This is a genomic window from Acinetobacter sp. 479375, assembly GCF_000581715.1.
GTDB classification, from domain to species: domain Bacteria; phylum Pseudomonadota; class Gammaproteobacteria; order Pseudomonadales; family Moraxellaceae; genus Acinetobacter; species Acinetobacter ursingii.
The window spans coordinates 1-14,453 of record NZ_JEZN01000001.1; the positions used below are offsets into that span (position 1 = coordinate 1).

General features: G+C 41.1%; 11 protein-coding genes. 6 read left to right on the top strand and 5 right to left on the bottom strand.

From position 1 onward, the window contains the following. Positions 1–810: thioredoxin family protein (locus tag J500_RS00005; RefSeq protein ID WP_034697616.1), on the bottom strand; the 810-nt coding region annotated here is incomplete at its 3' end. 225 nt (positions 811–1,035) lie between these two features. On the opposite strand from J500_RS00005, the gene J500_RS00010 reads away from it, so the two are divergent. Together J500_RS00010 and J500_RS00015 are read left to right on the top strand one after the other, a co-directional pair. Continuing rightward, positions 1,036–1,251 (top strand): DUF1653 domain-containing protein, encoded by a 216-nt coding sequence (locus J500_RS00010; RefSeq protein WP_034697617.1) that lies wholly within the window; start codon positions 1,036–1,038, stop codon positions 1,249–1,251. A gap of 20 nt (positions 1,252–1,271) precedes the next feature. Further along, positions 1,272–1,859 (top strand): O-methyltransferase, encoded by a 588-nt coding sequence (locus J500_RS00015; RefSeq protein ID WP_034697619.1) that lies wholly within the window; start codon positions 1,272–1,274, stop codon positions 1,857–1,859. Positions 1,860–1,960: 101 nt separating this feature from the next. Here J500_RS00015 and J500_RS00020 read toward each other — a convergent pair whose 3' ends face one another. Together J500_RS00020 and ahpC are read right to left on the bottom strand one after the other, a co-directional pair. Beyond that, positions 1,961–2,167 carry a KTSC domain-containing protein gene (locus tag J500_RS00020; RefSeq protein ID WP_004986883.1) on the bottom strand — a complete coding sequence of 69 codons (207 nt, stop codon included), beginning with the start codon at positions 2,165–2,167 and terminating at the stop codon, positions 1,961–1,963. Between the two features lie 183 nt (positions 2,168–2,350). Beyond that, complete coding sequence (ahpC, locus tag J500_RS00025) at positions 2,351–2,914, bottom strand: alkyl hydroperoxide reductase subunit C (RefSeq protein WP_004986882.1); 564 nt, start codon at positions 2,912–2,914, stop codon at positions 2,351–2,353. Positions 2,915–3,349: 435 nt separating this feature from the next. Here ahpC and hrpA point away from each other — a divergent pair, with 435 nt between their 5' ends. From hrpA to fdhD, 4 genes are all read left to right on the top strand, one after another. Further along, positions 3,350–7,204, top strand: coding sequence for an ATP-dependent RNA helicase HrpA (hrpA, locus tag J500_RS00030; RefSeq protein WP_034697622.1), 3,855 nt, complete (start codon positions 3,350–3,352; stop codon positions 7,202–7,204). A 30-nt stretch (positions 7,205–7,234) separates the two neighbouring features. Further along, a complete protein-coding gene (locus tag J500_RS00035; protein ID WP_004986880.1) occupies positions 7,235–8,344 on the top strand; it encodes a beta-ketoacyl-ACP synthase III in 1,110 nt (369 codons plus the stop codon). A gap of 272 nt (positions 8,345–8,616) precedes the next feature. Further along, on the top strand, positions 8,617–11,028 hold the full coding sequence (locus tag J500_RS00040) for an FdhF/YdeP family oxidoreductase (RefSeq protein WP_004996789.1): 2,412 nt from the start codon (positions 8,617–8,619) through the stop codon (positions 11,026–11,028). Between the two features lie 59 nt (positions 11,029–11,087). Beyond that, complete coding sequence (gene fdhD, locus J500_RS00045) at positions 11,088–11,885, top strand: formate dehydrogenase accessory sulfurtransferase FdhD (protein WP_034697627.1); 798 nt, start codon at positions 11,088–11,090, stop codon at positions 11,883–11,885. A 54-nt stretch (positions 11,886–11,939) separates the two neighbouring features. On the opposite strand, the gene J500_RS00050 is transcribed toward fdhD, so the two are convergent. After that, positions 11,940–12,863 carry a hypothetical protein gene (locus J500_RS00050; protein WP_004996791.1) on the bottom strand — a complete coding sequence of 308 codons (924 nt, stop codon included), beginning with the start codon at positions 12,861–12,863 and terminating at the stop codon, positions 11,940–11,942. Positions 12,864–12,993: 130 nt separating this feature from the next. Further along, positions 12,994–14,412: an amino acid permease gene (locus tag J500_RS00055; protein ID WP_004996792.1), complete on the bottom strand. Its 1,419-nt coding sequence runs from the start codon at positions 14,410–14,412 to the stop codon at positions 12,994–12,996. Between the last annotated feature and the right edge of the window lie 41 nt (positions 14,413–14,453).

Genomic DNA, 14,453 nt, shown 5'->3' on the forward strand with positions numbered 1-14,453 from the left:
CGCAGCAAACTGTGGACCTACAGTTTTTTGTACAGAAGTAAAGTTTTCAATGTCCATGGTGTCCATGACCTGACCACCAAAACGCTCTGCGATCATGCCTGTGCGAATGCCTTTACGTGCTGCATAAATCGCCGCAGTACCGCCCGCAGGACCCGCACCCACCACTAATACATCAAAAGCCTGTTTGGCATTAATTGCCGCCGCATCTTTTTCAGCAGCCCCACTGTCCAGTTTTGCCACAATTTCTTCTAAGGTCATACGACCTTGACCGATATGATTGCCATCTTGGAATACCATCGGAACTGCCATGATTTTGCGTTGTTCCACTTCATCCTGGAAGAAGGCACCATCAATCATGGTCGCAGTGGTATTTGGGTTATAAATCGCAATCAGATTCAGTGCCTGAACCACATCCGGACAGTTATGACAGCTCAAAGACACAAATACATCAAAGTCTGCTTTAAGATTCAAACCTTTAATCTGGTTGAGCAGCTCATCAGAGACTTTCGGTGCATAACCTGAAGTTTGTAACAAAGCTAAGATCAATGAAGTAAATTCATGACCCATCGGTAAGCCAGCAAAGAACACACGTGGTTGTTCACCGACTTTGGCAATACCAAAACTTGGGCGGCGTGTATTTTGACCATCAAAACGAGCCGTGACTTGATCAGAGAGTTCCGCAATTTCAGTGACTAATTCTTTGATCTTGGCAGCTTTGTCTGAATCATCCAGAGCAGCGACCAATTCGATAGGACTTTCTAAACGTTCTAAATAGGCTTTTAACTGAGTTTTGATATTTTGATCTAACATTGTAAAGCTCCAAAGGAGTAAATTTTTAACTTGTTGAGAATATTACGATAAAACTTTAAATAGGTGAAACAGTATGTTTTTATAATTTTAATCGGTTTATTGAATAATTGGATTGTAATAAAAATCACGCTTTATTGATTCATACTTAGTGAAAATCACTTTGTTATATAAATGACATCTTGAGATGAGATAAGATGATCAACCTTATACTAAAGGAATATCGGCATGAAACTACAGGCAGGAATCTATCAACATTATAAAGGTAATCTTTATCAGGTTTTTCATGTGGCTAGACATAGTGAAACAGAAGAAGAGTTGGTCGTTTATCAATGTTTATATGGTGATTATTCTATTTGGGTCAGGCCTTTGACCATGTTTATTGAAACGATTGATGTGGATGGTCAGCCAGTGCCGCGTTTTAATTTTCTTCATCAAGTTTAAAAAACTCTAAAGGTGAGTGTATGCTAAATCGTGAATTTTTATTGCGTCTATCCGAATTATACGATGAGTTTCAACAACACGATGCCAAGCAGTCTGATCGTCTTCAACGTTTTCGGAATATTGAGCCGGATTCCGCGCAATTTCTTTCGATGCTAATTCGGACGCAACAATCCAAATCTATTTTAGAAATAGGCACATCGACAGGTTATTCAACTTTATGGTTAGCTGAAGCAGCACAGGCAACTGGGGCAAACATTGTCACACTCGAAATAGAAGAAATACGCAGCCAACAGGCAAAAAACTACGCGCAGGAACTCAAACTGGATACAGTTATTGAGTTTTGGGTGGGAGATGCCGCTCAATATTTACAACAAGCCCAAACCACCTTTGATTTTATTTTATTGGATGCAGAGCGAAGTTATTATCCAAATTACTGGAATGATCTTAAGCGTTTAATTCGTAAAAACGGTGGAGTCTTGATGGTGGATAATGTGATTTCCCATGCTGCTGAGGTCAAAGCTTTTTTAAATATGATTAAACAGGATGGTGATTTTTTAACCAGCACCATTTCATTTGGCGCAGGTTTGTTTATGGTGGTGGCAAAATAAACGATCAAACGGGCGTGTATGGCAAGGTGACTCAGCTTAAATAAACACGATCGTGCCTTGCCTAAAGATAAAGAATGTGTCGTATAAAAAATTGTTGTGATTTAAAAAATCGACAGTCGACTAAAATGTAAATCAAATTCTAAATATTTCTGCACAAAAGCGGTTTTATCTTGTGAGCGCAGTAAATTGTCATAAATAAATTCTGGTACGGGGTGATACAGTTCACCTTTGCCATTGTTATAAAAAATTTTTAGATAACGTGAAGCCGCATTGTATTTCCAGGAAGTAACGGCAACCAATTTTTCCATAGAATTCTCCCCTAAAGGTGAGCAGCATACGATAAAAGATCGTGCTACTAATTTGAACATTAATGTAATTGATGCTGCGCCTATAGATGAGAATTGTAAAAGTTTAATTCATGATAAATTAATCACTTAAAATGAAAGAGCCACCCAAAAGGGTGGCTCTAGATCTATTTAAAATCTAAAGAATTAGATTTTACCGACAAGATCAATTGAAGGTGCTAGAGTTGCGTCGCCTTCTTTCCATTTTGCAGGGCAAACTTCACCTGGGTGAGAGTGAACGTATTGAGCTGCTTTTACTTTGCGAAGAAGTTCTTGCGCATCACGACCAATACCACCTGCATTGATTTCAACGATTTGGATTTTACCTTCTGGATCGATTACGAAAGTACCACGGTCAGCAAGACCAGCAGACTCAATCAGAACTTCGAAGTTTTTAGCAAGTGCCCAAGTTGGGTCACCAACCATAACGTATTGGATTTTTTTGATTTCTTCAGAAGAATCATGCCAAGCTTTATGCGTGAAATGAGTGTCAGTTGAAACTGAGTAGATTTCTACGCCTAATTTTTGGAATTCAGCATAGTTGTCTGCAAGGTCACCAAGTTCAGTTGGGCAAACAAATGTGAAATCAGCTGGATAGAAGAAAACAACAGACCATTTGCCTTTAAAGTTTGCTTCAGAAACTTCAACGAATTGACCGTTGTGATATGCAGTTGCTGTGAATGGTTTAACTTCTGTATTAATTAAGCTCATCATTTTCTCCATGATTGAGGTTTATATTTAAACTCTAAAATTCTGATTTAGCATAAAGAATTTTATTTTATTGAGGAAATGGTATTTTTGCATGATTAGAATCGGAAAAACTAATAATCCTGTAAAATGACCATCACCACATTATGGTTTCCATCATTTCAGCGCAAAATTATGATCTGAAAATGACAATCGCCTATAAATTTGATTTGCATTAGAACATGCAGGCGATTGAGAAAAAATTCAAGGTGAAAATGTAAAAAAACAATGAATTTGTCAGAAATGAACCAGTTCTTTCATCATTGTTGCAACCGTCTTTATTTTTCTACCACAGGAAGAAATAAAAGGGACTGACGAAAGAAGTCTAATGGCTTTCGTTATCAGGTTATACCGCGTAAAATAGATCGCTTGTTTATCAATATTTAGGAAATTTTATCTGTGCAGCGTGATTTAGATGTAAATCAATGGGTGATGGTGCGTGATCGACATCGTTTAAATCGACTAGGCAAAGGTAAAGAAAAAAATTTAGAGCAATATCAACAATTATTCGAAAAATCAAATGCTCAGGTGAAAGCGCGAATTGCTCGTTTTCCCAAAATAAAACTCAATCAGGATTTGCCTGTCACGCAATATGCGGATCGTTTGATTGACGCCATCCAACAGCATCAAGTGATCATTGTGGCAGGGGAAACAGGTTCGGGGAAAACCACCCAGTTGCCACAGATTGCCATGTTGGCAGGTCGTGGTGCAACAGGCATGATTGGCCATACTCAGCCTAGACGTTTGGCAGCGCGAAGTGTCTCGCAGCGCATTGCAGAAGAAGTTGGGGAAAAACTGGGAGAGTCGATTGGTTTTAAAGTTCGTTTTAATGAACAGGGTTCCAATGATTCCATCGTTCGGTTAATGACCGATGGTATTTTATTGGCAGAGCTGGGACATGATCGCTACTTAAATAAATACGACACGATTATTATCGATGAAGCGCATGAACGCTCGCTGAATATCGATTTTATCATGGGCTATCTCAAGCAGATTTTAAAAAAACGTCCAGATCTAAAAGTGATCGTGACCTCGGCAACTTTGGATGTGAATCGCTTTAGTCGTTATTTTAATGATGCGCCAATTTTTGAAGTCGAAGGGCGCAGTTTTCCAGTCGAAGTGCGTTATCGCCCAATTTCTGAACTCAGTATTGGTGGGAGTGATGACGATGAGTTTGATGATTTTGAAGAAAATTTGCCACGTGCGGTGGTGCAAGCGGTGGAAGAATGTTTCGCCGATGCCGAAGAAAAAGGACATCCTGAACACGCCGATATCTTAATCTTTTCCAGTACCGAACAGGAAATTCGAGAGTTACAGGAAACCTTGCAAAAACACGGCCCACGTCATACAGAAATTTTACCGTTATATGCACGTTTAGGTCTGGGTGAGCAACAGAAGATTTTTAGCCCCAGTGGTAAAGGTCGGCGCATTATTATTGCCACCAACGTGGCTGAAACTGCGTTGACGGTACCGAATATTCGTTACGTGATTGACAGTGGTTTTGCGCGTATCTCCCGTTATAGCTACCGTTCACGGGTTCAACGGCTACCAATTGAAGCGATTTCCCAAGCAGCCGCCAATCAGCGTAAAGGACGTTGTGGTCGTATTGCACCTGGGGTTTGTATTCGTCTTTACAGTGAAGAAGATTTTCTCAGTCGTCCTGAATTTACCGAACCTGAAATTAAACGGACTAATCTAGCGTCAGTGATTTTGCAAATGCAAAGTCTGGGCTTGGGAACCGTTGAGGAATTTGATTTCATTGAACCGCCTGATCATCGTTTTGTCAATGATGGGCGTAAACTTCTGGTTGAACTTGGTGCGATGAACGAGCGTAAACATGAGTTAACCAAAGTTGGACAAATGATGTCACGCATGCCGATTGATCCAAGATTGGCTCGAATGATTGTCGGTGGTTCTCATTTCGGTGTACTCAATGAAATTTTGGTCGTGGTCAGTGCGCTAGCGGTACAAGATCCGCGTGAACGTCCCGCAGACAAACAAATGCAGGCGGATCAAAAGCATGCTTTGTTCCGTGAAGCAGATTCAGACTTTCTGTTTTATTTAAAACTTTGGGATACTCTGCAAAATAATCCTGACATGGCAACGGAAAATAAACGGCGTCAATTTGCCCGTCAGCATTTTTTAAGCTGGTTGCGTTTACGTGAATGGAAACAAACCCATGCGCAATTGGTCGATTTAGCGCAAAGTATCAAACTGTCTTTTAACGATAAAAAAGCCAGTTATGAAAATTTACATCGTGCATTACTCACGGGTTTATTGTCTTTTGTGGCCAATAAAACTGATGAACGTAATATTTATATGGCAGTGCGTCAGCAAAAAGCCAAAGTCTTTCCTGCCAGTACTTTGCACAAATCTAATACGCCGTGGGTGATGGCCTTTGAAATGGTGGAAACGTCTCAGGTGTATTTGCGTACACTGGCCAAGATTGATCCCGAATGGATTTTGCTCGCGGCGCGTGACTTGTTGAAATATCACTATTTTGAGCCACACTGGTCGAAAAAAGCGGGAATTGTGCAGGCCTATGCCCAGATTTCTTTGTTCGGTTTAATTATTGAACCGAAACGTTTAATTAATTTTGAAAAAGTCGATCATCCAGCAGCGCGTGAAATTTTTCTCAGAGATGCATTGACGACTGGTCATCTGGGCATCATGCCGCCATTTTTAAAACATAATTTACTCAAACTTGAAGAAGTCGAACGGGTTGAGGACAAATTACGCCGACGTGATCTGGTGGTCGATGAAGAAACGATTTATCAGTTTTATGCAGAACGTGTGCCTACTGATATTGCCAGTCGAAGCAGTTTTGAAGATTGGCGCGCGACGATTGAGCCCAAACAGCCGCGTTATTTATTTGTTGAAGATGATGCGCTTTGGCAAAGTGATCGACCCACCACGCAACAATTTCCTGATTATTTACACAACGGTGATTTACGTTTAGCGACTACTTATCGTTTTGATCCAAGTCATGATCAGGATGGTGCAACCGTTAAAATTCCTGTGCAGGCTTTAGCCCAAGTTGACGAAAATTTATGGTCGTGGGGCATTCCGGGATGGCGGCTGGATTTGATCGAGGCCTTACTCAAAGCCTTACCCAAAGACAAACGTCGACATTTAGTCCCGATTCCAGATACCGCTAAAAAACTGATGCAAAGTGTCGATGCAACCCATTTACGCGAGCATATTTTTAAGTTTCTGGCGTTTGCGCTACGTGGTGAACAGATCACCGAAAAAGATTTTTCTTTTGAACGTATTGACCAATATCTGGTGCCTTTTATCTTAGTCGTTGATGAAAAAGGTCGAGTGATTGAAAAAGGTCGCGATTTAGCTGAATTAAAAGCACGTTGCCGTACTGAAACCCATCGTCCGGTCAAACAAATGCAAGGCGAGTTTAAAACTTTCCCAGAAAGCTTTGTGTTTGAAGCATCACAGAAAGTCACAGGCGTGGTGGTCAAGCAATATCAGGCTTTAGTTCCAGTCAAAAAGTTTGCTGAATTGCAACAAAAAGATGAATCTGGCGTGGTGATTCAAACTTTTAATGATCAGGCTGAAGCAATCAGACAGCATCGAGAAGGGATTATTGGTTTAGTGCATATGCAACTGGGTGATCTGGTCAGACAGTTGAAAAAGCAAATCTCTAAACCATTGGCTTTGGCTTATTCTCCTTTGGGGGATAAAGCCAAACTTGAACAGATGCTGGTCTATGCGACATTGCAACTGAGTATCGATCAACTGCCAGTCAATCAGGCTGAGTTTCAGCAATTATTACAGGACGTTAAGCAGACGTTTTTAACGCATGGGCAACAGGCGCTTCAAGTCATTTCGGATATTTTTATTCAGTGGCAAAGCATACGCCGTCAACTCATGATGCTAGATACCGAGATTTTTGGACGCAGTATCGATGATATTGAAGATCAACTGGATTTGATGCAACTCAGTGATTTTGTTTATACCCGTAGCTCAGAGGTCTGGCTTGAATATCCACGTTATTTAAAAGCATTGTTGATGCGTCTGGAGCGTTTGCCGAATAATTTGCAACGTGATGAAGCTGCAATTAAAGACGTTGATCCATGGATGGATAAACTATTTAAGTTTAAAAACAATCCTCAAATTAAAGAGCTATACTTTATGGTAGAGGAATTTCGAATTTCCTTATTTTCTCAACCGATGAAAACCAAGATGCCTGTTTCTCCCACTCGGCTACAAAAACTATGGGAAAAACAAGGAATCGGTTAGAATACTTACATTCTTAACAAGGAGTTTTACATGGGCATCCGTATTACTGGAACTGGTCTATTTCATCCGACCGAAACAATCAGCAACGAAGAACTGGTTGAAACGCTTAATGCTTATGTGGAACGTTACAATACGGAAAATGCAGATAAAATAGCCGTAGGCGAGTTGCCTGAGCGTCGTGGTTCAAGTGCTGATTTTATTGAAAAAGCATCTGGTGTTAAAAGTCGTTATGTGGTTGAAAAATCAGGGGTACTTGATCCAGCACGATTACGTCCACACTTGCGTGAACGCAGTGATGATGAGATTTCATTACAAGCAGAGTGGGGCGTGATTGCAGCCAAACAAGCCATGCAAAATGCAGGCGTAGGGCCAGAAGATATCGACGTGGTGATTTTGGCTTGTTCAAATATCCAGCGTGCTTACCCTGCTGTTGCCATTGAAATTCAGTCAGCATTAGGCATTCAAGGTTATGCTTATGACATGAATGTCGCCTGTTCAGCCGCAACTTTTGGTCTAAAACAAGCCGCTGATGCGATTAAATCAGGTGCGCGCCGCGTATTATTGGTCAATGTTGAGATTACATCAGGACATACCGATTATCGTTCACGTGACTGTCACTTTATTTTTGGTGATGTTGCCACCGCTTCAATTATTGAAGACACCGAAACCAAAGAAGGTTTTGAAATTCTAGATATTCATTTGTTTACTCAGTTCTCCAATAATATCCGTAATAACTTTGGCTTCTTAAACAGTAGTGAAGAAACCAGTCGTGACGACAAACAGTTCCGTCAGGATGGCCGTAAAGTATTTAAAGATGTTTGTCCTTTGGTTGCCAAAATCATTACAGGTCAACTGGAAAAAATGCAGATCCCCGCGGATGATGTTAAACGTTTCTGGTTACATCAAGCCAATGCCAATATGAACCAACTGGTTGCAAAATTAGTTTTGGGTAAAGAAGCCGAAGCTGATCGTACACCGATTATTCTGGATGAATTTGCCAATACCTCATCGGCTGGGGTGATCATTGCCTTGCATCGTACGGGTAATCAGGTCGATGCGGGTGAATACGGTGTGATTTGTTCATTCGGTGCAGGTTACTCAGTCGGTTCGCTCATTGTACAAAAGCGCAAAGCAGGCTAAGTTCTGATTTAAAAATTTTGAGACTCCACTTTTGTGGAGTTTTTTATTTTGATCTGTTTAGATTTATGTAATAACGCATTGAAAATCGGGTTTGAAAAGTAGATATTCATTCAAAGATCAAGATAAATTAAGTCCAAACATTGAACCCACATATATAAAATTCCAGAACCAGAAAATCCAGGAACAGAAAATATAGAACCACGATTTGCTTTCGATGATGAATTTAATGTGTTTAATCGTCTCTTACAATATAAATAACGGCAGGGGAAGTGATGGATCATGATAATCAAAAACCAGAACACGATCATGGCTATGCAAGAATTGAACCCTACGATCAACCTGCTGGAGGTTGGGGAGCCTTACTCAGTGTAGCCCGAAATTTAAAACGTCAGGAAACGTTCAAAAAAGGTTCTATTTCACTGCTCAATATTAATCAGCCGACAGGTTTTGACTGTCCGGGATGCGCATGGCCAGAAAAGAAAGATGCGCATGCTTTTAATTTTTGTGAGAATGGTGCAAAAGCAGTTGCATTTGAAGCTACCAGTAAACGTGTCAGTCCTGAGTTTTTTGCAACACATACGGTAAGCTGGTTAACTGAACAAAGTGACTTTTTTCTGGAAGATGCAGGGCGGATTACCGATCCGATGCGTTACGATGTCGTAACGGACAAATACGTTCCTATTAGCTGGGATGAGGCCTTTGAGTTGATTGCCAAGCATCTACAGGCATTGGATGATCCTAATCAAGCCGCATTTTATACTTCAGGACGAGCCAGTAACGAGGCTGCTTTCCTGTATCAGCTTTTTGTGCGAAGTTATGGCACCAATAATTTTCCTGATTGTTCCAACATGTGCCATGAAACCACCAGCGTCGGTTTAAAAGATTCGATTGGTTTAGGCAAGGGGACCGTGACACTAGATGATTTCGATCAGGCAGATGCGATTTTTAGTTTCGGTCATAATCCGGGGACCAATCATCCTCGAATGCTCGCGACCTTAAGAGAAGTATCGAAACGCGGTGGAACTATTATTGCAATTAATCCTTTAAAAGAACGTGGCTTGGAGCGTTTTCAGGATCCACAAGCGCCCTTGGAAATGATCACTAATGGTAGCACACCGATTAGCCGCTATTATTTTCAACCGAAAGTGGGCGGTGATTATGCCATTATGTTTGGAATGCTTAAACACCTGTTAGAGTGGGATCAACAGGCGATTGCCAAATCGAAGGAAAGTGTATTTGATCGCTCATTTATTGTGGTGAATACGATTGGTTTTGAAGAAATGCGTGCAGAAGTGCAAAATACTTCATGGTCAGACATTCATCCGCATACGGGTCTTAGCCCTGAACATCTGGAGGCATTAGCCAAGCTTTATCTTGAATCCAAACGTGCCATTTTCTGTTGGGGCATGGGCATTACCCAGCATCGTCATGGTACAGCCAATGTACATATGCTTGCCAATCTCATGTTAGCGCGGGGGCATATCGGTCGTCCTGGTGCGGGTTTGGCACCGATTCGTGGTCATAGTAACGTTCAGGGTGACCGAACCATGGGCATTAATGAACTGCCAAGTCCTAAAATGCTGGACAATATTGATCGGGTATTTGGTATTCAATCTCCGCGAGAAAATGGCATGGGTGTGGTTGAAACCATTAAAGCGATGGCAGAAGGGCGAGTCAAAGTTTTCATTGGCTTAGGAGGGAATTTTGCGGTTGCCACACCTGACACTGAATATACTCAGCAAGCCTTACGTGCTTGTAATTTGACGGTACACATCACCACGAAAATGAATCGAAGTCATCTGGTTTGTGGACAAGATGCCTTAATGTTGCCCTGTTTGGGGCGTACTGAAGTTGATATCCAAAAACATGGGCCACAGTCAATTTCCGTTGAAGATTCTATGAGTAATGTACATTTGTCTGCTGGACGCAATGAACCGATTTCATCAGATTTACTCTCTGAGCCCGATATTATCGCCAGAATTGCCGAAGCAACCTTGCCTAAGAGTCAAATCAAATGGCGTTGGTATATCGAAAGTTATGATCGTATTCGTGATGCGATTTCGGAAGTCTTTGATGAGTTTCATGACTTTAATCAGCGTGTTTATCAACCCGGCGGTTTTCATTTGGAACACCCTGCCAATCAACATATCTGGAATACGCCAAGTGGCAAGGCGCAATTTTTAATTACTCCGATTTCGGAAGTCTATGCAGATCACGAACATCGCTATGCAGATGCTTACACCGAGGCTAAAGTCTATACACTCATGACCACACGTTCGCATGATCAATACAATACGACTTTGTATGGTCTGGATGACCGTTATCGAGGGGTATATGGACAGCGCCGTGTCTTATTTATGAATGAACAGGATATTGAAGCAGCAGGTTTTCAGCCTGATCAGTGGGTCGATATTGAAAGTATTTATTCAGATGGAATAAAGCGCATTGTGCATAGTTTTCGGATTGTGCCTTATAACATCCCGCGTGGAAGTTTGGCGGCTTACTATCCTGAAACTAATCCACTTGTGGCGCTGAGTAGCCATGACAAATACGCCAAGATACCAGCTTCTAAAAGTGTGCCAGTGATTTTGCATGCAGGACATGCGCCTGAACATTTCAATCTTGCGGCAGAGGTTGATCCTGAGAAAGCCGATCAAATTATTGCTACGGCGAAAGTCAGTTAGTGTTCTATTCATGTGGAAATGGCGTGTCAAAAGCGCCATTTTCCAATAAGGAAAAATTGATGGATGATACCTTACAGTCGCCATTAGGTTATGAACCTTTGATCGTTCAGCGTTATAGTCATGGAAGTGTTCAAGAGCAGTTAGACGACGTCGTGCAAGAAACCCCTGTAGCATTGGTTTACAATGGGATTTCTCATGCCGTGATGATGGCGACGCCGACTGATCTTGACGTCTTCGCCAAAGGTTTTAGTTTATCGGAAGGTATTCTGCAACATCTCGCTGAACTCTACACACTAGACATTGTAGAAAATGAGTTAGGGATTCAGGTGGAAATGACGATTTCATCGCGTGCTTTTGCGGCATTGAAGCAGCATCGTCGTGCTATGACTGGAAGAACTGGTTGTGGGCTTTGTGGTATCGAAAGTTTGCAACAGCTTCATCAGGATGTAACGTTAGTCAGTACCAAATTTTTATCGACATGGCTCAATGATATTCCACAAGCAGTTTTACAGTTAAATGCAAAACAAAAAATCACAGCATTGACTGGAGGAGCACACGCCGCTGCATTGGTAGTGAATGGTGAAATTTGCATTTTGTTTGAAGATGTAGGACGACATAATGCACTGGACAAGTTGCTTGGATATATTGCACAGCAACAATTGGATGTTTCCAATGGTTTTGTGCTCATGACCAGTCGAGCCAGTTATGAATTGGTACGAAAATGTGCTCGACAGAATATTGCCTTACTCGCGTGTATTTCTGCCCCCACCAGTTTGGCGATTGAGATGGCTAAACATTCAGGATTGGCTTTGGCTGCATTTTGTCGAGGACACGGCTATGTGCTGTATAACGATTAAAATGTAAAATTTACTTTGTGCTGAATTTTCCAATTTCACTGAAAAACTTGAGTTTTAACTCGCTTGTTCTGGATCTAGCCTCAAGGCTTCATTTGGGCAAATCGATTCAATAATGCTTTGTACCACTAAAGGATGCTGTAAATAACCTACGATCTCATGAGGTTTATGCGCAAAAGTCGAAATTCCTTGATTGATAATCGACGGTTGAAAATTGAAAAAACTATGATCAAGTGGAAAAGTGGTCAAATAGTCTTCATGTGAATAAAAATTATGCCAATCTCCTTGCAAGGCTGCGAGTTGTTCTGTTGGACGATTTAGTCTGGATTGCACCACTCGAAAAGCCAGTGGTGAGGCAAGGGTAATGAAGCGCTTTATTTTTACTTTCTTTGAAAGCTGTTGCAGTAAATTATAGGCAATCACCGTTCCGAGTGAATGTGCCACAATAATGTATTCTTCATCTTCATCAAAAGATTGAATCACACGCTGATGTACATCATTCATAAAGTCTGGATTGGCGAGATATAAATACACTTCCAGAATATATCGATGCAACATATTTTCATGCAATTTGGGAAATTTGTTTAATAACATCACAAATTCGCGTAATACATGATCTTTGGCTAAATGCGAAAACAAATATAAACGCGAAGTTAAACTTAACTCCTCATGGTGTTTCGCCAATAAAGGAATTAATTTTCGATCCTGATCAATCTGTTGCGGTTCAGGATTTTGTAAATAGGGCAAATGCCAGTCTTGCCATGCTTGTGGCATAAAAGCATCTAAGGGCGTATCTAATTGTGCCAATCGATGTTGATGGATTAAATCACCATAGTAAGGGAAAGCTAGATTAAGATTTTGAAATGGAACCTGAACATCAAGATGATCTAAACCGAGTTTAAAAATATTTAACCAGTGATCTTGTAAGCCTTGAGCATCAAAGCTCTGTTGTTGTGCACCGTGTATAAAAATTAGTTTCATTGTCATGGTATCAATTATTCTTATGCTTGATTTGACTGTAGCACTGAGAGGTCTGGAGATACCAGCCATACAAACAAAAAAAGTGTAGCGATTTGCTACACTTTTGCTAGAAAAATGAAGTTATTAGCGTTTAATGATTCGAATTACGATAAAATATAAAATGGCTCACATAGCACAAAGCAATAAAAATTAGACAGCAAATAAAACCTGTCAGCATTTCAGGATCCGCCGCCATACTTAAGCAAGTAATCAGGCAGAAGAAAAACCCTAAAATCGGCACAATTGGAAAAAGTGGCGCTGCAAATTTTAAATCCTGAACTGTATGGCCTGTCTTATACCATTGTCTTCTGAAATTAAACTGGCTTAAACAGATACTCATCCAAACCACAACCATGGTAAACGCTGCTACGCCCAAGAGATTTTTAAAAATCGTTTCAGGGGCAAATTGTTCAGATAATAATCCAGGAATTGCACCGAACATAGTCACAATTAAGGCAACAATAGGTGTGCCACTTTTTGTGAGTTTAGAAAAAATACGCGGTAAATGTTGCTGTGAAGAGAGTGACCACATCATCCGTGAAGCAGCATATAAACCTGAATTGGCTGCTGATAATAGGGCGGTAATAATTACAAAACGAATAATATCATCTGCATAAGGGATCCCAATGTAATTAAACACGGTGACAAATGGGCTATTACTCACACTATGGCCACCTAAACCTGCTTGCTCAAAAGGCAATAAAGCGCTAATCACAATGATTGTCCCGACAAAGAAAATCAGTAAGCGCCAGATCGCAGCATTAATTGCTTTAGGCACATTATCCGCAGGATCTTTGGTTTCTCCTGCTGCAACACCAATCAGCTCTGTACCTGAAAAAGCAAAGTTCACAATTAGCATGGTTGCGAAAATTGGCATGAGTCCTTGAGGAAACCAGCCTTGAGCGGTCAGGTTACTAAATAAAGGCGCTGTTTCATAACCATGAAAGGGTACTAGCCCAACGATAGCAAGTAAGCCCAATATAATAAAACTGATCACTGTTATTACTTTAACGAGAGAGAGCCAGAACTCGGATTCAGCAAAAATTTTAGTCGAACTCAGATTAAGTGTAAAAATAGTGACAGCAAAAATAAGCGTCCAGATCCACATTGAAATATGGGGAAACCATTCCTGCATCAGTAAGGCAGCCGCAGTGAACTCTGTGCCTAGCGTTGCTGTCCATGTCAGCCAGTAGAGCCATGACACCATATAACCTGTACTAGGACCAATATATTGGGCAGCATAAGCACCAAATGAACCAGAAACAGGCATGTGTACGGCCAATTCACCTAAACACAGCATGACCATATAAGCAATCAATCCACCGAGTATATACGCAAGGATTGCACCAATCGGACCTGTTTGTGAAATCACCTCACCTGAGCCCAAAAAAAGACCTGTACCAATTGCACCGCCTAAAGAAAGCATGACTAAATGGCGGGTACTCATTGCTCGTTTTAACGGCGCAGAATCATTGGATGAGGCGGTATTTGAAGATTCAGATGGTTGCATACACAACGTCACGTTCAAAATGGAGAAGCGCGTTATTGTAG